At 39.1% G+C, this 21,341-nt stretch carries 18 protein-coding genes and 1 tRNA gene; 13 read left to right on the top strand and 6 right to left on the bottom strand.

All coding sequences use genetic code 11. From position 1 onward, the window contains the following. Positions 1-616: 616 nt before the first annotated feature. From OOA_RS06535 to OOA_RS06565, 7 genes are all read left to right on the top strand, one after another. Positions 617-1,615: a taurine ABC transporter substrate-binding protein gene (locus OOA_RS06535; RefSeq protein ID WP_419177166.1), complete on the top strand. Its 999-nt coding sequence runs from the start codon at positions 617-619 to the stop codon at positions 1,613-1,615. Between the two features lie 10 nt (positions 1,616-1,625). Then, positions 1,626-2,396, top strand: a complete 771-nt coding sequence (locus tag OOA_RS06540) for an ABC transporter permease (protein ID WP_008911352.1) — start codon at positions 1,626-1,628, stop codon at positions 2,394-2,396. Beyond that, complete coding sequence (locus OOA_RS06545) at positions 2,396-3,202, top strand: ABC transporter ATP-binding protein (RefSeq protein WP_008911353.1); 807 nt, start codon at positions 2,396-2,398, stop codon at positions 3,200-3,202. The genes OOA_RS06540 and OOA_RS06545 overlap by 1 nt, the downstream gene beginning before the upstream one ends. A gap of 2 nt (positions 3,203-3,204) precedes the next feature. Continuing rightward, complete coding sequence (gene cuyB, locus OOA_RS06550; RefSeq protein WP_008911354.1) at positions 3,205-3,939, top strand: cysteate racemase; 735 nt, start codon at positions 3,205-3,207, stop codon at positions 3,937-3,939. Between the two features lie 1,071 nt (positions 3,940-5,010). Beyond that, positions 5,011-5,316 (top strand): hypothetical protein, encoded by a 306-nt coding sequence (locus OOA_RS21255; protein WP_008911357.1) that lies wholly within the window; start codon positions 5,011-5,013, stop codon positions 5,314-5,316. Between the two features lie 77 nt (positions 5,317-5,393). Next, positions 5,394-6,740 (top strand): lipase family alpha/beta hydrolase, encoded by a 1,347-nt coding sequence (locus OOA_RS06560; RefSeq protein ID WP_008911358.1) that lies wholly within the window; start codon positions 5,394-5,396, stop codon positions 6,738-6,740. 106 nt (positions 6,741-6,846) lie between these two features. After that, on the top strand, positions 6,847-7,842 hold the full coding sequence (locus OOA_RS06565; protein WP_148284523.1) for a T6SS immunity protein Tli4 family protein: 996 nt from the start codon (positions 6,847-6,849) through the stop codon (positions 7,840-7,842). A 436-nt stretch (positions 7,843-8,278) separates the two neighbouring features. Here the strand turns inward: OOA_RS06565 and murJ are convergent, their stop codons facing one another. Further along, the gene (murJ, locus tag OOA_RS06570; RefSeq protein ID WP_008911360.1) at positions 8,279-9,814 is read right to left on the bottom strand and encodes a murein biosynthesis integral membrane protein MurJ; all 1,536 of its coding nucleotides are present in this window, start codon (positions 9,812-9,814) and stop codon (positions 8,279-8,281) included. 182 nt (positions 9,815-9,996) lie between these two features. Further along, positions 9,997-10,362: a winged helix-turn-helix transcriptional regulator gene (locus tag OOA_RS06575; RefSeq protein ID WP_008911361.1), complete on the bottom strand. Its 366-nt coding sequence runs from the start codon at positions 10,360-10,362 to the stop codon at positions 9,997-9,999. 123 nt (positions 10,363-10,485) lie between these two features. Between OOA_RS06575 and OOA_RS06580 the strand changes: the two genes are divergently transcribed. Beyond that, the gene (locus OOA_RS06580) at positions 10,486-11,016 is read left to right on the top strand and encodes an NAD(P)H-dependent oxidoreductase (RefSeq protein ID WP_008911362.1); all 531 of its coding nucleotides are present in this window, start codon (positions 10,486-10,488) and stop codon (positions 11,014-11,016) included. 374 nt (positions 11,017-11,390) lie between these two features. On the opposite strand, the gene rimJ is transcribed toward OOA_RS06580, so the two are convergent. After that, the gene (gene rimJ / locus OOA_RS06585) at positions 11,391-11,978 is read right to left on the bottom strand and encodes a ribosomal protein S5-alanine N-acetyltransferase (RefSeq protein WP_008911363.1); all 588 of its coding nucleotides are present in this window, start codon (positions 11,976-11,978) and stop codon (positions 11,391-11,393) included. 177 nt (positions 11,979-12,155) lie between these two features. Between rimJ and mdtH the strand changes: the two genes are divergently transcribed. Further along, entirely contained in the window at positions 12,156-13,364 is a 1,209-nt protein-coding gene (gene mdtH / locus OOA_RS06590) for a multidrug efflux MFS transporter MdtH (RefSeq protein ID WP_008911364.1), read from the top strand. A gap of 276 nt (positions 13,365-13,640) precedes the next feature. After that, the gene (locus OOA_RS06595; protein ID WP_008911365.1) at positions 13,641-14,201 is read left to right on the top strand and encodes a lipoprotein; all 561 of its coding nucleotides are present in this window, start codon (positions 13,641-13,643) and stop codon (positions 14,199-14,201) included. 136 nt (positions 14,202-14,337) lie between these two features. Here OOA_RS06595 and OOA_RS06600 read toward each other — a convergent pair whose 3' ends face one another. Both OOA_RS06600 and ghrA read right to left on the bottom strand, forming a co-directional pair. After that, entirely contained in the window at positions 14,338-14,883 is a 546-nt protein-coding gene (locus tag OOA_RS06600) for a TorD/DmsD family molecular chaperone (RefSeq protein ID WP_008911366.1), read from the bottom strand. A 199-nt stretch (positions 14,884-15,082) separates the two neighbouring features. Next, positions 15,083-16,024: a glyoxylate/hydroxypyruvate reductase GhrA gene (ghrA, locus tag OOA_RS06605; protein WP_008911367.1), complete on the bottom strand. Its 942-nt coding sequence runs from the start codon at positions 16,022-16,024 to the stop codon at positions 15,083-15,085. Positions 16,025-16,342: 318 nt separating this feature from the next. Between ghrA and OOA_RS06610 the strand changes: the two genes are divergently transcribed. After that, positions 16,343-16,432: transfer RNA gene (locus OOA_RS06610), tRNA-Ser, on the top strand. Between the two features lie 297 nt (positions 16,433-16,729). Here the strand turns inward: OOA_RS06610 and OOA_RS06615 are convergent. Continuing rightward, a complete protein-coding gene (locus tag OOA_RS06615; RefSeq protein WP_008911368.1) occupies positions 16,730-18,214 on the bottom strand; it encodes an aldehyde dehydrogenase in 1,485 nt (494 codons plus the stop codon). 645 nt (positions 18,215-18,859) lie between these two features. Here OOA_RS06615 and OOA_RS21260 point away from each other — a divergent pair. Next, on the top strand, positions 18,860-20,254 hold the full coding sequence (locus OOA_RS21260) for an MFS transporter (protein WP_051040834.1): 1,395 nt from the start codon (positions 18,860-18,862) through the stop codon (positions 20,252-20,254). A gap of 66 nt (positions 20,255-20,320) precedes the next feature. Continuing rightward, the gene (locus tag OOA_RS21265; protein ID WP_008911370.1) at positions 20,321-21,220 is read left to right on the top strand and encodes a LysR family transcriptional regulator; all 900 of its coding nucleotides are present in this window, start codon (positions 20,321-20,323) and stop codon (positions 21,218-21,220) included. Positions 21,221-21,341 lie beyond the last annotated feature (121 nt).

Raw genomic sequence — 21,341 nt, forward strand, 5'->3', positions numbered from 1 at the left:
CCAATCTGAAATAAACTCAACTATATTACAGGTTCAATGTTCATACTCATTTATATGATTTCCAAACTATTTATCATCATAATAACTACTTCAACATCCTATCTTGTGAACGACTATTTACTCGCATCTGAAATAGAAAACGATGAAATCGCTCATCATAGATTGGCCTGAAATTTATGAATAGCAGATGATTATTAACTTGAATAAAAATGAATGAAATAATCTATTCCAGATTAAACAGGAATAGATAAAAAATATTTAATTTCATTAAATATGACCAATATAAATGACTGTAATTTAATCATTCCAATATTAACCCTAACAACCAACCAAACAACATCTTTAAAATTAATGGGTTAAACAGGAAAAACATTGAAAAATTAAATTAATTAGCATAGTAAATAAAAGAATATCTAATAATTTAAATGTATTAAAAAAAATATTTTTTACATTAGTACATCTTTGCTCATCTATAATCTATATGAGTTGAATATATATTATTCTCCATTGTGATTAGTAAATTTAACTAAAAAAATATAGTTTAAAAATGAAATTAAATTCTAATAATTATTACTAATACAACTAAGGGAAATATATGAAGTTAACAACTACTTCAATGAGTGTCGTTGGTTTAATGGTGCTCGCATTCAATTCATACGCAAGTGAAGCAGTACCTAAAGAAGTTCGAGTCGCTTACGGTGGCAGCTCGCAGGTTTTAGTTTTAGCAAAAGTTGATGGCTCATTAGAAAAAGCACTCAACACCAAAGTTAAATGGGTTCAGTTCGCTACCGGTGCTGATGCACTCGGTTATTTTGCGAGTGATGCGATTGATATTGCAAACTTCGGTTCAAATCCTGCAGTTGCAGGCATCGCACGTAATCTTCCTATTGAAATCTTTGGTATCGCCGGAGTCATTGCCACCTCCGAACGCCTGATAGCCAAAGAAGATATTAAAACATTGCAAGATATTGAAGGTAAGCGGGTCGCCTATCCACCGAATTCTACCGCACAATATGCTTTAGACGCGGCGATTTTGGTGAATAACATTGATCGCAGTAAGGTGAAATTAATTCCGTTACGCCCTTCAGAAATGGTCGCTGCATGGAAAAGAGGCGATATTGATGCCGGTTACGTTTGGGCTCCTTTTGCTCAAGAACTTGAAGTTTCAGGAGGTCATTCAATTTATGCAACTAAGCAACTTCAGGAAGATGGCTACCTGATCTATAACAATTATGTTGTTAGAACTGAATTTGCCAAAGCTTACCCTGAATTATTGAGCAAATTCTTACAAGTTCACCAAGAAAAGGTTGATGAGTTTAAAAATGATCCAGCAAAAGCCGCGGCGATTGTGGCTAAAGATGTTGGCGCCCCTGTCAGCACAGCGACCAATACATTATCGGGTTTAGAATATCCAACACTTAAAGAACAAGTGACTGCTCAATGGCTAGGTGATGGTTCTGATACCGATAATAGCGGTATTGGTCAGGCTGTACATAAAACAGCTAATTTCCTCGAGAGCATTGGTGAAATACGCAAACGTGATATTCCTGAGTCATTCGATAAAGGTATTAATGTCAACTACTTAAAACAAGCTATTGCGACGCCAGCACAGTAACGGATTATTTATGAATAGAGTACAGTACGCTAGTTTGAGTATAGGTGCCGTGGCTTTATTTTTCTTGGTATGGCTGATCGTGGGGGTAAATCAGTGGATAGATCCACTGCTTTTACCTCCTTTATCCGATATCGCACTTACCATTGGAGAATTAGTCAATGAGGGATACAAGCAAGTGCCATTGTGGGAACACATTGCCATTAGTGTTTCTAGAGCGTTAAGTGCATTTGCCGTTGCCATTATTATTGGGGTACCCTTAGGGCTGATTATGGGCTTATCTATGCCTATCGCCGCCCTACTTAATCCTTTTGTTCAATTTTTACGACCATTACCCAAAATAGCCCTGATCCCACTCGCTGTGGTGTGGTTAGGAATTGGTGAGTCATCCAAATTTTTCTTAATTTTCATTGCTACATTTCTCAGTGTTGTCGTTGGGGCAAACGCCTCCGTGAAACATATTGGACGAAATAGAGTGCGCGTCGCACAAACTCTAGGAGCCAGCCGTCGTCAAATTTTTTTCCACGTGGTGTTACCGGCTACATTACCTGACTTATTTACCACAGTTCGCCTATCAATCGGTATTGGCTGGACATCCTTAATTGCAGCAGAAATGGTCGCTGCAACCTCAGGCTTAGGGTGGATGGTGATTAATGCTAGCGCATACTTGCGCACTGATATTGTGATGCTAGGGATTTTTTTGTTAGGAGGGATCGGCTATCTGCTTGATGCCATGATAGTGGCTTTGCAAAACAAAATGGTTCCTTGGGGAGGTAAAGAATAATGACCAACACAAAAACAAAATGCATTGAAATCAAGCAAGTTAGCTTAACGTTTTCGACTAAAAAAACGCAGCAACATGTGTTGGATGATATCTCTTTGACGGTAGATCACGGGGAGTTCGTCGTATTACTCGGTCCTTCAGGTTGTGGTAAATCTACCATTCTAAATTTGATTGCAGGGTTTGAAAAACCCAATAGTGGAAATATACAGTGCCAAAACGTCCCTATTTTGGCACCTGGCCCAGACCGCGGGATGGTATTTCAACAAGATAATTTATACCCGTGGTTAACGGTAAGTGACAACGTCTCTTTTGGTCTACGCCTTCAAGGGATCAAGCAGGAAACAATACAGTTAGAAACTCAGAAATTCTTAAAACTTGTCGGACTACAAAAATTTGGCGAGCACTATCCATGGCAATTATCCGGTGGAATGAAGCAGCGGGCAGCGATGGCTAGAGCATGGTTACCTAACCCCGATGTTCTGCTGATGGATGAGCCTTTTGGCGCTTTAGATGCGCAAACACGCATAATGATGCAAGAGTTACTATTATCAGCTTGGCAACAAACCAAAACAACAATCTTATTTGTCACTCATGATGTTGAAGAAGCATTATTCTTGGCAGATCGCATCCTGATCATGTCAGCGCACCCAGGACGTATCGTTGAAGAAATAAGCTTGCCCTTTGGCCGTCAAAGGGACATTGAAACACTCGCTCTTACCGAAGGTTATAGTGAAATCAAACAGCGAGTATTACATCGAGTCCGCACTGAAGCACGCCGGCATTTAGATATTGGTACAGGTGAATAAATATGAGTAATTCCGTTTTATTTGGAGTCCTAGGTGGAATGGGACCATTGGCAACACTGGATCTCTTACAAAAAATTATTGAGATAACGCCTGCTAAGCGGGATCAGGAGCATTTACCCGTAGTCACGTGGAATGTACCCCAAATACCTGATAGGCAAAAGGCGTATGCAGGGACAGGCGATTCCCCTCTGCCGGAATTACTACACGCTATAGAACAGCTTAATAAATTAAATGTCAGCTATATCGCGATCCCATGTAACACCGTTCATTATTGGTATCCTCAACTTGCTCAAGCCAGTAAAGCCTCGATATTGCATATCGTTGATATCGCGACAGAATACATTGCTAGTTTGCAGCCTCGGCCAAAGAAAGTCGGCATTATTGCCACAAAAGTCACTTTAGATACTGGCATGTATCAGCAAAGACTCGCTAAATTGGGAATAGAGGCAATAATTCTCAGTGAGCATGAGCTCAACGAACTTTTCATACCCGGCTGCTATGCGGTAAAACGTGGAGAAAATGTCTTGGGGGGTGAGTTATTTCAGGAGTTGGCAACAGCGCTAATAGACCGTGGTGCTGAAAAGTTAATTTTAGGATGTACAGAGATACCAGTGGCACTTAAAACTATCGATTCTCCATTATTATCATTAAGCATCGACCCTGCTTATGCACTTGCTGAGCATTGCGTGAAGTTATGGCAACAAGCTCAAGGAACCGAACAACTAGTAATTGATTGATAATCATATAATTACATTATCATTTAATTTAATATTTGATCATTTTGATTATATAGACCGTGTATTTATGCTACAAAAAATTGAATAAATTTTAATGTATTCAATAAAATAAAAACAAAAAGCATGATATTTGCAATGCATAATGCCAATTGATTTTTGCTGAATTTTGGCATTATGTAAGCAGCGTGACATGTCACGATTTGCTAGATAATCTATTATATGAAACGTATTAAAGTGCCATAACATTAAAAATTTTTTAATTCTGATTGTTATTAGAGATCACATAGATAATTATTATTTGACAGCTTACTCGCCTCTTTTGCTTTTGCGAAATAGCTTTTTGTTTTGGCTGTATCTACCGTGACTCCATTACTATTCTCATACATTTGACCTAAATAGTTAAGTGCAACTTCATTCTGTTGTTTAGCTGCTTTTTTTATACCATTTTTCTGCTTGTATATAATTTTAAGTAACGGCATGACCATTTTGATACATAAACCCCAACATACTCTGGGCATGGGGCACACGACTTTTTGCTGTTTTTTGAATCCATGAAAAAGATCCATACCAATCTGTTACGACACCGTCTCCGTCATGATACATAAGACCGATTATAAATTGTGACTTGGCGCAGCCTTGATCTGATGATTTTTTAGCTATTTAAATACGTCGTTCAAACTTAATATAAACGCATCCAGTATTTGGCATAAGTTCGAATAGCATGAACCAATGTTTTTCTATTGGCATTGTTCTCGTCATTATTCTTTCTGATGTTTTAGTTTTTGGCAAAATCAACTATACAGCATCACCATACTATTCAAGAGACACACAAAGCCCTCCAATGTATTGAACATCACTCTTTAGCAAAGCAAGGATTTGAGCAAAATTTTATCGTAGATTTAGGTGTTATGGTGTATGCAAAAACGTTAAATGCTAAATTTTAAGCATTAAACGCGACAATTTGACATTATGAGCCTTATCAGTACTAGAAAATCGGATGAATCAAGCTGAACCTTAAGCAAAACTGCGTTATCCTATTTACTTTAAGGTTACATTAAAAGGATTAACGTCATGTCAGAGAAAGATTCTCCCGAAACTGATGAATTCCAATATGTTTCATATCATATCCCTAAATGGATGGAAGATGGGAAAATACATTGGGATGACCTCCAGTTGCAGCACAAATCCCTCAATGCCGAAGCTGAATGTATATTGCCGCCCAGAAAAGTCATCCCCGTGATTTTTATTCCGGGATTATGGGAACCAACCTTAAAGATACAAAAAACGAAGAACCCGTTTGGCGAGCTGATAAGTTTATGGGGATGGATACCCTCTACCTTACCAATTTTGATGGAAAAAAAAGGCGGGAAATATTAAATGTCAATTCTACACTTGTTGATGATGCTGGTAAGTATATTCAGAGCGAGAATATCCCCTTTAGTGACGATGGAAACATGTTACCCAAAAGGAGCGATCGAGGGTGGGGAAAAGCGCTTTTTTTAAGTTACGGGACATTTCTTGATGTGCTCCAAACAGCGTTACTGGATGATTGGCAACACGATATCTTAAAGATAGCGAAACAGGATAAAATCAAACCCGTTCAACAGAAAAGCCCATCGAAAGGTGTATTAAAGCAACTCGTGAATAGCCCGATAGGGGGAACCAATGAAGCCTTATTGACTGATGATGAGTTAGCGCATTTTGAACATTTTTTATTTTCAGTGCATGTATTTGGCTATAACTGGCTAGAAGATAATGTCATTTCTGCGGCTAATCTTGTGGCCTATATTGATAAGGTCTTAAAGACTTACAAAAACGACCACGGTTATGGTTTAGCTATTGATAAAGTTATTTTAGTGACCCACTCAATGGGCGGTCTGATTGCTCGCTATGCCATGAATCCGCCCGATGGCGGATTTCAAGGATGCGAAGATAAAGTGTTAGGGGTTGTGCATGGCGTTATTCCTGATTTAGGCTCCCCTGCCGCGTATCGGCGAATGAAAGTAGGTGCAGCGCAAGAAGGTATCGCAGGGGCGGTCTTGGGCGCTACCGCGAAGGAACTCATGTCCGTGCTCGCGTTTGCCCCTGCACCACTCCAACTTCTTCCTTACCCGAGATATCAATCCTCATGGCTGACCATCGAAGGCGGTGGCCGTTATCCTTCTACCGTGGATTTATCTACGGGAGAATTCGATCCCTTTGATGACATTTATTTGCGGGAGGATGTGTGGTGGCGATTATACGAGCCAGATATTTTGGATAAAAAACAGAATGATATTAACAATAATTGGAAACAATATTTTAACTTGATGAAAGATAAAGTTAAAGAATTCATGATACATCAAGAAAAAAGAAAATATCATCCGAATACCTATGTTTTTTATGGTACTGAAGAGAAATCGGATAACACGCTAATGTGGTCAAAGGAAAAGGAAGTTCCATTACTGGCGAGTCCACAACGCCCTTTAATTTTTAATCCTGAAAACAATCAGCGAATTCTCTTTTCTGGCGCGAATGAATCGAACAATGCATTTGGCCTATGGGATAGCAGTGCGTATAAATACACGCAATTTCGGTTGGTTTCTTCTCAAGGTGCTGGCGATGGCACGGTTCCCGTCGAATCACTGGTTGATATTATCAAAAACCCATCAACCCAAAGTAGCTTGGCGACCAATGTAGATCATCAAAACGCTTACGCCGTCGACAGTCTTGGTGACATTCGAGAGCGAAAAGCGATTCAGTTTACGTTGAGAGCGATAGTGAAAATAGCACAAGAGGTAGATATCAGTGCGGCAGATTAATCGTCAGGGACAACGTTTCATTGCCCTTATTGGGATAATGGTATGTATTGGGGGGAGTTTGACAAAAACACCCGCGCAGACTGAATTGACAAACAAGGAAAATACCGTGATTGAGACATTATTTGAAAAAACGAAACCGCAATGTATTGGGCGTTACGTGATCGATGTCCCTGAATCATTTAATAATCAACTTCGTGATAGTACCTTTATCAGTGATTTTAAAATTGAAAGCAAGTTTATCTATCCGCCTGCGTTTAAACACCGTATCGAGTTACGTGAAGCAGAATTACGGGAATGGAAAACCAGTGCAGAAAATGCACCGGTGCTGAAAGCGGTTATTCAACTCCCCGAAGGAAAAGGGGTTATTTTTGATAGAAATCAACCGAGTTCTGATGATGCGTATCGAACACTGGAAGCACATGTCTATGTGAATCATATTGCATTTATCATTACTACGGACATCTTAGATTTATCTGATCCTAAATATGAAAAAGAAAAAAAATCTTATATCGAAATATCAAGATTTACGGAAGCGCAAACAAATACTAGATTTACTAAATTAGCGGCGATGCAGTCGTTAATCGCTCGATTACAAGGACGTTTAGATCACGAAATCCCGATGGAAAAAGGTGTTTGTATCCCGAATGGCTTTATTTTAGATGATGGCGAAATTCCGAAACAGGACGTTTCTTTCGTTTACGATACGGGCGAGTTTATTTTCTCTGTTGAGTCGGATAATCGTTTTGCAGGCTCCAGTGATACGTTATTAAGTCGCAGCGCAGAAATGAACGAAGCAATACGCCGACATAACCGAAAAACTATCAGAAATGGCAATGTATCACCCAGTAATATTCCTGCACAAGAGTGGCTCGTGAAAGGTGAACAAGAAGTTTATTCAAAAGCAGAGAATAAAAGGATCCCTGATTTACCGTATTATTTCTTTACGTTTCACGCCAATGAAGCCACGGGCTCTTTAACTCTCCCTAAATTACACATTCTTATGAATAATAGAAATAAATTCACTTCATACAATGATACTCAAATGGTCGAGATTTGGGATCGAATTGTCGGCTCATTGCGCTATAAACCGAATGCGTTTTAATGTTTCCCTGAGCGGTAGTGATTATGTTGTTATCGCTAAAATTTAACATAAGGGTGATATGTGTAATCCCGCTTAGATCCCACTCCAAAAACTGCCTGAACCTGTCAATATACCATTTTCATGTTACCAATTTGTTTTCAAAATAACGGTTCGGGTTTGAAGTCTATAATCTTCTGAATAGGCTATTTTTTATAGAATTACCATGTTTTTTAGCCGCTGATAGTGATTCGGCGAGCACTGATAACTTTTGAATTAAATTAGTAACCTCGCTTGCTTTAAACTATCCATAAGAATTTCAATAAAGTAAGCACTACGCTTATGTGAAAATAAAAAGTGGCTTCCTTTTTCAAGCAAGCCACTCATATTTGTATTACACCCTAAACGGTGAACACCAACAGATTAAGGTGCAGCTATGATGTTTAAATGCACTAATCATTTAAACACTGTGTTTTTTGAAGTCTCTTGGGCGGAAGCCTAATGCAAATAGTGCAGCGAAATAACTTCCCGCACCGATTATCACGACCGCAATTAAGCGTAATAAACGCATCGCCATATTGCCGTCATCCCATTGTGGCATAAAGTGTAATACACCAAATAGAATTACGGTCATGACAACAAGCGCGACTAATAATTTAAAAATAAAGCCCCGCCAACCCGGTAACGGTTTAAAGATATCTTGCTTACGTAATTGCCAATAAAGAACACCTGCGTTAAAACATGCGGCTAAACCAATCGACAAGGCTAAGCCTGCGTGCTGCAATGGGCCAATAAATACAAGGTTCATTAGCTGAGTTAAGATCAGTGTCACGATAGCTATTTTAACTGGCGTCCTAATATCCTGCCGTGAATAGAAACCGGGCGCTAAGATTTTCACGAGGATCATCCCTGTCAGACCAACACAGTAAGCCATTAGCGCATATTGCGTCATTAAAGAATCATGTGCGGTGAACTTATCATATTGGAATAGAGAAACTGTTAGGGCTTCAGACAAAATAGCAAGACCGATGGCACAAGGTAACGCTAACAATAAACACAGACGTAAACCCCAATCCATCAAATGACGATATTCTGTTTGATTACCACTAGTAAAGCTTTTCGCTAATGACGGTAATAAAATAGTTCCTAATGCGACACCAAGTACGCCCGAAGGTAGCTCCATCAATCTATCCGCATAGTACATCCAAGAAACAGAACCCGATTGTAGGAATGACGCAAAAATAGTATTAATGATTAATGATATTTGGCTAACTGATACCCCGATAATTGCAGGTCCCATCATTTTCATGACTCGCCAAACACCACTATCACGAAAAGATATGCGTGGCAGTACAAGCATGCCAATTTTTTTCAAATAGGGTAATTGATAAACCAGTTGCAGAACCCCACCAACAATCACTGCCCATGCTAACGCCATCACGGGTGGATCAAAATATGGCGCAGCAAAAGCAGCAAAGAAAATCATGCTGACATTTAATAAGGTTGGCGCAAACGCAGGTACCGAAAATCGGTTCCATGTATTGAGTATCGCACCAGCAAGTGAAGCCAGTGATATCAAGAAAATATAAGGAAAAGTGACCCGTAGTAGATTGGTTGTAAGAGCAAATTTATCAGCATCATCAACAAAGCCAGGTGCCGTCACATAGATTATCCAAGGTGCCGCCACCATACCTAAAACAGTGACAATCGCTAAAATTAACGTGAGCAATCCCGAAATATACGCAATAAAGGTACGTGATGCTTCATCCCCTTGTTGATTTTTATATTCGGCAAGTATCGGAACGAACGCTTGAGAAAAAGCCCCTTCGGCAAAAATACGCCGTAATAAATTAGGGAGTTTAAATGCAACAAAGAAAGCATCAGCTGCTGCCCCTGCCCCAAAAACCCGAGCAATGATAGCATCACGGATAAAGCCAAGTACCCGAGACATCATCGTCATCGAGCTTATCGCGGCTAACGATTTTAATAAATTCATGATAGGTAGACTAAAAGAAAACAATCGTAGCAGTTTAACAGCGTGCCGCAGGACTGACTACGATTGAATGTTAAATTAACAGTTTACAAACCCAATGATGACCGATTTTTTAAGCTTACTTATGTACTGGCTCGGTGCAAATAACAAAAATGTTATGTTTAGAAAATATACGACAGCGGATATCAAGACTGTTTATTGCACGCTTCATCACTACGTTGATCGTTTCCCCATTCACACATCATATCTAAAACTGGAATAAGCGACTTGCCCCTTTCAGAGAGACTGTATTCAACCTTCGGTGGAATTTGCGGGTACTCATTTCTGATCACCAAGCTGTCGTTTTCTAGCTCTTTCAGCGTTAAACTCAGCGTTCTGTATGAAATTGTATCGATGTGGCGTTTGAGTTCATTGAACCTCAGGACAGGACCAGATCCTGCTAAAGCATAGAGAATAATCATTTTATATTTTCCACTTATAAGCGAAAGCGTATAAGCAAACCCCGTTTTCTCCATAAGTTCACAAGGAATATCGAGATTATCATCACTCATTACACTAACCTTTTGTATAGTACATATCACCAATGACAGTATTGTACTTTAAATCAAAGCCAATTATGATGCAAACATCAAATAGACACTGAGCAGTTCAATCTAATAAATGGAAAGAATTATATGAAGACACTTATTATTGTTATTCACCCAAACTTAAACGACTCTGTTATAAATAAACGATGGGTGAATGAACTCATTAAATATCCAGATAAGTATACTGTGCATAATATTTATCAAATGTATCCCGATGGAATTATTAATGTAGAGAAAGAACAGAAATTAATTGAGCAGCATGACAGTATTATTTTACAATTTCCTCTATATTGGTTTAATTGTCCTCCATTGCTAAAAAAATGGCTGGATGAGGTTTTTACCTACGGCTGGGCATATGGATCTAATAGTGGGCATAAACTTAAAGACCGTAAATTCGCATTAGCCGTGAGTGCGGGTATTAAGGAAGAAGACTTTAAACCTGAAGGACGTTACCACCACTCATTACAGGAAATACTGCTACCTTTTGAAATAACAGCAAAATATGTGGGAGCAAATTATCTTCCATTCTATTCTTTTTATGGAGCTGAATTTAAGGTTTCAGAAGAGGAATTAGAAAAAAACACTAACGGTTATATTGATTATCTTCAATCTTTTTAATTAAAAATTTTATTTTAGCAAAATATTAGTCATTTAAACTGGGTTGAAACTCATCTTTATATTTTATATCGGTAGAATTTAACATTCTATAATAATGTATAACTATAGTTTAAAATCCACGTGAACATCGTGGCTTATATTTTATTTAAGTGACTATTAAATTAATCGACATAGAATATCGATTTTTAAATTTATTTGTTAACTACGGTACTTTATCTAGCAACTGTTAATCTATTAGACTTATTTTGCCATTGTTTTGGATTAGCTTTTAATAAAACATCCCCTAAATAATTCGTAGTGCGTCTAGGTTAGCGAATTATTTAGGGGTAAACGCGTTTGTTTTGAACAAAATGCGCCTAACAGATCAGCGGCGACTAAGGTTTAGGCTGTTTCCATGTTGTATCAGTTAATGCCGTTAATACATGGTCACGCCACTCACCATCAATTTGTAAATATTGCTTTGCATAACCTTCACGTTCAAAACCAAGTCGGGTCAGTAGATTTCCACTGCGTGCGTTATGGGGCATATAATTGGCCATGATCCGATGTATCCCTTGATACTTTTGCATATAGCGGATAGCGTGAACCAATGCTTCATGCATTAGACCTTGCCCTTGCCATTTTTTACCTAAAGAATACCCTAGATAACAGGCATGAAAAGCGCCACGCAGAATATTACTGAAATTGACCACGCCCATCACTTCATTCTCTTCGTTATCTAATAAAATGAAATGGAAAGCATTACCTTGACGATGTAACTCACTCATCAAGTGCAAACGGTTATTCCAACTTGATGGGATAAAATGCGAATTATCTCGGGTCGGTTCCCAAGGTTTTAAAAATTCTTTATTTTCACTGTAATAATCTGCTAAGCGAAAGCCATCACGCTCACCTGTTAACCTCACGACCATTCTTTCTGTCACAAGACGTACTTTTGGCTCATTTGTCCGATAACCAAACATCGTTAACCCTTAATAAATCTACACAGCTCGATAGCTATGTAACGATAAAAATAACTCATCAGTAATAAACAGTTATCACGATAAAAAAATATCATCTTCCCGTCTATATTCTACTGATATTATTGATGAGAAACATTAAGAATCCTTCCCTCTTTGTTATTTTTTCAATGGTGTGTCATGGCGCAGGTATCAAAGGCAAGAAGCCTGGGTAAATATTTTCTACTTTTTGATAATATGTTAGTGGTTCTAGGTTTTTTTGTCGTCTTTCCATTAATTTCAATCCGTTTTGTCGATCAGCTCGGTTGGGCTGCCGTTATTGTCGGTTTCGCCCTCGGCCTACGACAATTTGTACAACAAGGATTCGGAATATTTGGTGGCGCCATTGCCGACCGTTTTGGGGCAAAACCAATGATAGTCATTGGCATGTTGCTACGGGCTTGTGGCTTTGCATTTATGGCAATTGCTGACAACCCTTGGATGCTATGGCTATCCTGTATACTATCCGCTTTAGGTGGCACGCTATTCGATCCACCCAGAACTGCGCTCGTCATCAAACTCACTCGTCCATATGAACGTGGACGCTTTTACTCATTACTGCTTATGCAAGACAGCGCTGGCGCGGTTATTGGTGCGCTAATTGGTAGCTGGCTACTTCAATACGACTTCCATTATGTCTGCTGGGCAGGCGCTTTAGTCTTTATCATCGCGGCAATTTGTAATGCATTGCTATTACCGGCTTATCGGATTTCAACGGTTCGATCCCCGATTAAAGAGGGCATGGGTCGTGTTCTCAAAGATAGACGTTTTGTCACCTATGTTGTCACGCTTTCAGGTTATTTTATGCTAGCAGTGCAGGTCATGTTGATGTTCCCTATTGTCGTCAATGAACTTGCAGGCTCAGCATCTGCGGTAAAATGGATGTATGCGATTGAAGCCGCAATTTCTTTAACCTTGCTTTACCCTATCGCGCGTTGGAGTGAAAAACATTTTCGACTTGAGCAGCGTTTGATGGCTGGCTTATTTTTAATGAGTTTGAGTATGTTTCCGATTGGCATGACGAGCTCTATACATGTTTTATTTGGTCTTATCTGCCTATTTTATTTGGGCACAGTCACAGCAGATCCTGCTAGAGAAACCTTAAGTGCTTCACTCGCTGATCCACGTGCACGTGGAAGCTATATGGGTTTTAGCCGTTTAGGTTTAGCCTTGGGTGGTGCAGTGGGATATACTGGGGGTGGTTGGATGTATGATATTGGGCATCAATGGAAGATCCCTCAGCTACCTTGGTTTTTATTGGGGATCATTGGTTTCATTACCCTATGGGCGCTTCACAAACAATTTAACCATAAAAAAATCGAACCTGTGATATTAACTGGCTCTAAATAATTATACATGACAAAAATATGCTGACCTATATGGGTCAGCTGTTCTTCAAAGCAATAGTGTTTTAATTAAGCCAATGCTAATTCTGGGATCTGTTATTTAATTAACCTCTTTTACTTAATAAAGTGCTGAAAAGATATTCTCAAAAAGTGAATAATCCTTAATAAAAGCAAATGTACATTTAATCAGATCCAGTAAATTATTATAAAAATAAGTTCAAATGACCTTTCGCATTCTATTATAGGATAAGATAATAGTATTACGGTAAAAGGAGTATTTATGAAACAATTTATCTTGGCGGCAATGATTGGCGTTTTTGCTATATTAACGGGATGTAGCCAGCTTACTGACTTCACCATCAGTGAGAGTACTATCAACAATTATCTTGCAACTAAAGTAAAATACAACCACAACGTGGGTATTTCTGGTTTTGCAGATGCGGATATTCAATTAACTAATCTTAAATCAGAAATTGGTCGCAGTGAGCCAGGCAAAGTTGCGCTTAGTGGTGAAGCATCTGTCAATTTAGATACTTTATTGGGTAAAGCCAACGCTAAAATTGAACTAACATTGACTGCTAGCCCTTATTTTGATGCCCAAACGGGTGCTATTTACCTAAAAGAGCTTAATATTACCCAATATAAAGTCATTCCAGAAAATATGGAGACGGCTATTTCCGCAGTGATGCCATATCTCAATAGCTCGCTCGGGACGTTCTTCTCAACACAACCTGTGTATGTGTTAAATCCTGAAAATGGCGCAGCTGAAGCAACAGCAAGAAAATTAGCTAAAGGGCTTGAAATTAAACCGGGTAAACTTGTCATTCCTTTAATGGATTAATGTCCATAAATTATTTCGATTGATAAGAGCACGAAAGGCAACAGATTGATCTGTTGCCTTTTTTGTTTGATAAAAATTTCTTATCATGAAACTCGTGGCATGTCACAAAAGCATCATTGCTAAAAACGTGACGCTGTCACTCAGTCTCTAATTCATCTCGTAATACAATCACCGCATCACGAGCAATTTGTGCTAATGTTCGATAGAATGCAGTTGTCGCATGCGCTTCCATTTTACCCAAAAATGTACCATACCAACTTAAAATAAAACTATCAAAAAGCTCAATTTGCGCAGCAGTTTCATCTTCAGCGGCTTGATCTTCGAGCCAAGATGCAGAGAGTAGCAACGCACCAAAAGCATCGGTTCTCGCATTCGTTAGAGACATTCCTCTTTCAACCAAAAACTCACGAACTTCAGCTTCTGCGATTTCTTCGTCATAATCATGTGCTAGCGCTGATACTGAAGGCGTCTCACCTCCAAATAAAGCTTGGTAGTCTAAGATGATGGCAGGCATATCGACAGATTTAGCCATACGAGCCCACAGGTCATCTTGCTCTAATGGCCAAGAATCCTTGAGTTTGTCTTGCGCTATCAGATCAATCAGCGGTTTTACAAGGCTATCATCAGGAGAACGCTGAAAAAGTGTTCCCAAAATACGGCAGACGATTGAAAATTCGTTCATTTACGGTTCCTATTTTTGCATTTATACACAAAATAATCCGCGTTGCGTGCAGAGAGCAAGCGAAGCCATTCCGATGAACATTAATAACTATGTTGCGAGGGTTGCTAAGCTTAATTCTCTTTTGACAACACATACCCGACAATTTGATGAATAACGGGTATATTTTATATTATTCAGAGTGAATTAAATGCATTATACCCTAATAACCCCGTTTCATATCAACGATCGCAACAGGCTGTTGCCCATTTTCAATTCGTTTAATATTATTGCTGATCATATCCATGGCTTCTTGCGGTAATGTAATCGCCGCCACATGAGGTGTTATCGCCACGCGTGGATGTGTCCAGAATGGATGCATTTGAGGTAATGGCTCACTGGCAAATACATCCAGTGAAGCACCTGCCACTTGCCCAGACTCAAGTGCCGCCAGCAAGTCTTGCTCGATTAAATGAGAACCACGCGCCAGATTAATAATATAAGCATTTTTTTGTAACTGACTAAATAGGTTCTGATTGAGTATACCGATTGTTTCGGGTGTGCTTGGTAGCAAATTGATAATGACTCGCGTTCCTTGCAAAAAGTCACTCAGCTGGTCTTGTCCATAATAACTTTTCACTTTATCGAGCTGCTTCTCACTACGACTCCAAGTTCTGACATGAAAACCAAACTCGACTAATCTCTTAGCGACAGCCTGCCCAAGCGCACCTGCGCCCATCACACCCACGACAAATTCTTCGTGCTGATAAGCGGGTAGTGGCTTCCATTGGCGCTGTGATTGGAATTGACGGTATTCATCCATTCGACGAAAATAATAGAGTACTTTTGCCATCGCATACTCTTCCATCTGCAAAGCCATGCCCGTATCTTCTAAACGCATCAACGGTACGCCCATAGGTAAAGTACCCGGGTTTTCTTGCTCTTGCTTCAAAATTGCATCAACACCCGCCCCTAAGGCGAAAATACCTTTCAGATCACTTCGACCTGCTAAGCATTCATAAGGAGGCAACCATACCATAGCGTAATCAGCGCTTTGTTTATCACCTCTGACCCATTGGCGAATGTTAGCCTCTGGAAGCCTAGCCTTCATGCCCTCTATCCACTCATTAGCGTCAAAAAATGGATGATAAAATAGAATATTCATGACAACTCCTCTTGTGTTTTCAACAGAGTGTTCCGAAAAAAGCTTATTTTCAAGTGAATACAGTGAGTAAGCGCAGTGGTGATTAGCGTTTTGTTAAGCCGTTAACGAATTTTACAATAAAGACTTGAAGTTTTTATTAAACAAAGAATGGCCACCTAAGATTAGATAATAATCAAATTGATTTATATTTAGCTAAACAAACCATAAAACAGGAAAAAGCGCAAATAGGGAGTTGACGGAAGCCGTGCTTTTCCCTATAGTAGCGCCCCGTTGCAGGACAAGTTTTTATCTCAGTTTTGCGGCAAGATTTAAAAATACGGTGAGGTGTCCGAGAGGCTGAAGGAGCACGCCTGGAAAGTGTGTATACGTGAGAACGTATCGAGGGTTCGAACCCCTCTCTCACCGCCATTTTTAAATTATCTAATTTATACCCACTACTCTTATTTTATCTCTGAATGACCATTCCTTATAATTACTTTATCGTGAATAAAATCGATATTTATAGATTATCTATTTCTATTATTCTGCATTATTATTGTCAACTTTAGATTGAAGACTGACTCATTAGCGAGTTTTTCATCTTTCATTCTCAATACAGTAGCCACTACGCATATTTTAAATAAACAGATAATGGCAATCAAACTAAGCCAAGTATCAATAATATCCTAAAAAAACTAAACTAATTCGACTCAAGTTATATACAGATCAGTGATGAACGACCCAAATTACTTTTGTCTGTGTATATTGTTCGAAAGCTTCTAATCCTTTGTCTTTGCCGCCAAAACCGGATTGCTTAAAACCACCAAATGGCGTGGTAATATTTCCTTCACTAAAACCGTTCACGGAAACAGTACCCGCATTGATCCGACGTGCAACATTCATTACTCGATGTATATTTTGGCTATAAAATGAAGCTGCTAATCCATAATGAGTATTATTGGCTAATTCTATCGCTTCTTCATCCGTGGAGAACGCAGTAACCGCTAGGAGTGGACCGAAAACTTCATGTTGAAATATCGACATATCAGGTGTTACATTATCGAAAATAGTCGGTTCGATATACCAACCACTCCCAAGTTCACTGAAGATCTTTCCCCCTGTGACAAGCTTAGCGCCTTCACTCAATGAGAGTTCAATAAAAGATTTCACTTTTTCAAAATGCACTTTTTCAACCATCGGCCCAATAGAAACAGACTCATCCATTGGATTTCCGATTTTCCACTTTGTCGCGGCTGCGACTAACTTATCTAATAATTTTTCTCGCACACTTTCATGAACGATTAGACGAGAACCGCAACTACAGTTTTCGCTCATGTTCCAAAATGCGGCTGCCATAATATGAGGTACTGCTGCATCAAGATCTGCATCCGCAAAAACGACTTGTGGACTTTTACCACCGCATTCCAACACAATTTCTTTTAAATTACTTTCGGCTGAATATTTAAGGAATAAACGACCCACCTCAGTTGAACCTGTGAATGACACAATATCAATATCCACATGCCTTCCTATCGCTTCGCCTGCATTTTCACCCAATCCGCAAATCAAGCTTAATGCACCTTTTGGAACGCCTGCTTCATAAGCTAATTCAACCATACGGTAAGCGCTAAGTGATGTTAGCTCTGCAGGCTTAACAATCACGGAGTTACCGACGGCCAATGCAGGTGCAACCTTCCATGCGAACATTTGCGCTGGGAAATTCCAAGGTAATACAGCCCCCACAACACCAATAGGCTCATGAACAATCAATCCAAGCTCCTGCTGGCTAGTCGGTGCAACTTTACCAAACATTTTGTCTAATGCTTCTGCATACCAATAAAAAGTATCAACTGTAGCAGGCATGTCTGTATTTAGGCATTCGGTGATGGGCTTGCCTGCATCGATGCAATCAAGTGCCGCCAGCTCCTCACTGTGAAACTCAATCAAACTGGCCCAGCGTAGCATGACTTGTTTACGCTCTTGGGGGGATAACCCCTGCCAACTCCCGCTATTAAATGCATTTCTCGCAACTAATACCGCAGCATGAACATCTTCAGCTTGCCCGTTAGCAATAAAGCCAATTAGCGAATCATCAATTGGCGTTCGGTTTTCGAGCTTAATTCCACTATCTTGATAACCTTCAATCAAATTTCCTGCCCAAAGTTTCCCTGCGTGGGCGTGTTCAAATACCTGTTCTTTAGTCTTTTTCATTGGTATGGCCTCTACGATTTAATCAAGGAAAGAAATGAGTGCTGTGGCTCTTTTGATAAATTGAACAAAGGTATTCTGCAGGCTCAACATCGGCAGTACCTTTGATACAGCCTATTTTTACTATTGGATTGTAATTGCTACTGTAACTACGCCAACTTCTGCTACGGGGACTGGGATCAATTATCGCTAATGATAACAATAGACATTTTAGATATTGGAATTATCGGTTCACTTCGGTGTTACTCGACTACCAATGCATTGAATGTTTCTGCTAAAAGCAGGTTTTAAGCAGTGATATAATAAAACAACAAGCCCTATCGAATTATGCCCACATCACCATAAGTAGCCTTGTTTATTGAAAAAAATTATTAAACGTGTCGCTAACATGCAGCATATGTGTCGATTATCCCTATTTGAGTATATAACTTGTTCAGCTTACAGCCTCGGTTTATATGAGTTGTTAACAAAATAATTCTTATTATTAAATATTATCTATAATCCGATGTGTATTAAGAGAAATACATATTGTTGATTTTTACTGACTATGGCGTTATTGATATACCTGCTATCCGCCTTGCGCTGCTTCTCCGTTATTTTTAACAGCTCTAGTATATCCCTCAGAAATGTCACAACATGGGGATTATCGTGAACGACAATCATTCATTAAAACCTTACTTAGCTGCACTGGCTTTACCTATTTTTCTTTCATCTTTAAGCACCAGTATTGCTAATATTGCACTACCAGTACTAACTATTGCCTTTGAAACTTCTTTTTTCAAAGTTCAATGGGTTGTAGTTGCATATCTTGTCAGTTTAACAAGTGCCACTATTATTACAGGAAGTATTGGTGACAGACTCAATCGCCGAGCTGTTCTTATCGGCGCCACCTTACTTTTTATTGGTTCTTCAATTTTGTGTGCTCTTTCACCAACCATAAATTGGCTAATCACCTTTCGCCTCTTCCAAGGTATTGCAGCAGCAGCAATGATCAATACAACAATGGCACTAATCGCAGGATTAAATACTAAGCATGGTAATGGTGTCGCTATGGGATGGATAGGTTCATTATCTGCGATCGGTACTGCCACAGGGCCTACGTTGGGTGGATTTCTAATTGGACTTTGGGGATGGCAATCCATTTTCTTAATTAATATTCCAGTCGCACTGATTGCTCTTGGGTTAATTATTCGTTTTATCGAGCCTCAACCTATAAATCACCTTCAAAAAAAACCAATTGATAAATTAGGCATCAGTGTATTAACACTGGCTATTATCACTTATGCTTTTAGCATGACCTATTGGAGTCAATATAGCGTTGTATTACTGTTAATTTCATTGAGTTGTTTCGTATTTTTTATATTGATTGAGCGCCGTATCGCCTTTCCAATTATTTCAATTAGCTTATTAAAACAGCCATCACTATTTGTCGGTGCGATACTCAGCCTCTTAGTTTCTAGCGTTATGATGACAACATTAATTGTTGGCCCTTTTTATTTACTCCATAAGCTAGCATTATCCCCATGGCAAGTTGGGTTGGTGCTGTCATTTGGGCCAGCCATTGCTGCAAGTTTTGGGATCCCAGCGGGTAAATTAGTCGATAAATTTGGCGCTAATACATTAGTGTCCTTTGCACTGCTATTGATGTTATCGGGTTTCACCTTATTCTCCACTTTCACCCATCATCTTACTGTATGGGTTTATATAATTTTCATCGCCATAATTACTACTGGCTATGCCATATTCCAGACAGCCAATAACACCAGTATTTTATTTAGTGTTGAATCAAATGAAAAAGGATTGCTTGCAGGTATTATTAACCTTTCTCGCAATATAGGGCTGATTAATGGTGCAACATTAATGGGAAGCTTATTTTCACTGTTTACGGGCAGTACAGTAAAAAATACGTTAGTGCCTGATAATATTGCACATGGCTTTATGTTAATCTTTGGCATCGACGCTTGCATAATACTATTCGCTTTTTTGTTAGCACTATGGCACCAAAAACAGGCTAACAAAAGGAAGACTTTCGAAGATTGTTGACCTTTAACGCTTATTTTTCGGTATATGGTCAACAGCAATACAACTTGAAGTATGGCAGGTATGAATATGTTAAAAATTGACCTAAATTTATTAGTGGTACTAAATGCATTACTGACAGAATGCAATATCACTAGAGCCGCCCAAAAACAGAATTTGAGTGTTTCCGCAATGAGCCGAGCAGTCAATCGTTTACGTATATCTTTAAATGACCCTATATTGGTAAAGTCTGGCCGAAATATGGTACTCACCCCTTATGCGTTGGGTATTCGTGCTCAAGTCGTGCAACTAGTTCATCAACTCGATCAAGTTTTCACTTTACCAAACCAACTTGATTTACAGTCATTAACCCGATTATTTACTTTACGTGCATCTGCTGGTTTCGCAGAAAATTATGGGGCTGCATTATTAGCCTTTATGCGCGAACAAGCGCCAAATAGCACTCTACGGATTATCAGTAAAGAGATCAAACAAGGAAAATTACTTAAGCAGGGTGAGATAGATGCTGAAATATCCGTTATCAGTAATAAGACTGAACCCGATATGAAAAGCCGTTTTTTATTTTCTGATCGCTTAATTGGTGCAGTTCAGCTAACGCACCCATTAGCAGATCAACCAATTACATTCGATAACCTGACCACTTTTGATTTTATTGGTGTGCATCGCCAGCCTGAATTTACTGCTGAACAGTTAGATGATTGTGCATGTAGCGCAATCGGGCTCATTAAGCCCCCCATATTAACCGTGACTGGTTTTTCCACTGCATTAGCAGTCGTACAAGATAGCCAGCTCATTGCTATTGTTCCCGAACGATTTACTCATAATCTCCGTAAGCCATTATTTAGCTTTGTATTACCTTATAAAGTACCATCTATTAATATCTCACTATTATGGCATCCAAGAATGAATAATGACCTCGCACACAAATGGTTCCGAGAATGCATTTTACACGTGTGCCAAGAGCAGTAATAAACGCCACTGAAAATTAAAATATCATTTAATATCAGTTTATTAGCGTTATTTTTTACGTGTTTTTTTATTTTCCGCTCTCTACTCATCAGGCATATCCAGCATAAATTGTGTTACAGAT

This window comes from Providencia burhodogranariea DSM 19968, assembly GCF_000314855.2.
GTDB classification, from domain to species: Bacteria; Pseudomonadota; Gammaproteobacteria; order Enterobacterales; family Enterobacteriaceae; genus Providencia; species Providencia burhodogranariea.

What these genes read in the sequence shown, in the direction of transcription:
- OOA_RS06535 (WP_419177166.1), top strand. Translation starts at nt 617, where the DNA reads ATGAGTGTCGTTGGTTTAATGGTGCTCGCATTCAATTCATACGCAAGT.
- OOA_RS06540 (WP_008911352.1), top strand. Translation starts at nt 1,626, where the DNA reads ATGAATAGAGTACAGTACGCTAGTTTGAGTATAGGTGCCGTGGCTTTA.
- OOA_RS06545 (WP_008911353.1), top strand. Translation starts at nt 2,396, where the DNA reads ATGACCAACACAAAAACAAAATGCATTGAAATCAAGCAAGTTAGCTTA.
- cuyB (WP_008911354.1), top strand. Translation starts at nt 3,205, where the DNA reads ATGAGTAATTCCGTTTTATTTGGAGTCCTAGGTGGAATGGGACCATTG.
- OOA_RS21255 (WP_008911357.1), top strand. Translation starts at nt 5,011, where the DNA reads ATGTCAGAGAAAGATTCTCCCGAAACTGATGAATTCCAATATGTTTCA.
- OOA_RS06560 (WP_008911358.1), top strand. Translation starts at nt 5,394, where the DNA reads ATGTTACCCAAAAGGAGCGATCGAGGGTGGGGAAAAGCGCTTTTTTTA.
- murJ (WP_008911360.1), bottom strand. Translation starts at nt 9,814, where the DNA reads ATGAATTTATTAAAATCGTTAGCCGCGATAAGCTCGATGACGATGATG.
- OOA_RS06575 (WP_008911361.1), bottom strand. Translation starts at nt 10,362, where the DNA reads ATGAGTGATGATAATCTCGATATTCCTTGTGAACTTATGGAGAAAACG.
- OOA_RS06580 (WP_008911362.1), top strand. Translation starts at nt 10,486, where the DNA reads ATGAAGACACTTATTATTGTTATTCACCCAAACTTAAACGACTCTGTT.
- rimJ (WP_008911363.1), bottom strand. Translation starts at nt 11,978, where the DNA reads ATGTTTGGTTATCGGACAAATGAGCCAAAAGTACGTCTTGTGACAGAA.
- mdtH (WP_008911364.1), top strand. Translation starts at nt 12,156, where the DNA reads ATGGCGCAGGTATCAAAGGCAAGAAGCCTGGGTAAATATTTTCTACTT.
- OOA_RS06595 (WP_008911365.1), top strand. Translation starts at nt 13,641, where the DNA reads ATGAAACAATTTATCTTGGCGGCAATGATTGGCGTTTTTGCTATATTA.
- OOA_RS06600 (WP_008911366.1), bottom strand. Translation starts at nt 14,883, where the DNA reads ATGAACGAATTTTCAATCGTCTGCCGTATTTTGGGAACACTTTTTCAG.
- ghrA (WP_008911367.1), bottom strand. Translation starts at nt 16,024, where the DNA reads ATGAATATTCTATTTTATCATCCATTTTTTGACGCTAATGAGTGGATA.
- OOA_RS06615 (WP_008911368.1), bottom strand. Translation starts at nt 18,214, where the DNA reads ATGAAAAAGACTAAAGAACAGGTATTTGAACACGCCCACGCAGGGAAA.
- OOA_RS21265 (WP_008911370.1), top strand. Translation starts at nt 20,321, where the DNA reads ATGTTAAAAATTGACCTAAATTTATTAGTGGTACTAAATGCATTACTG.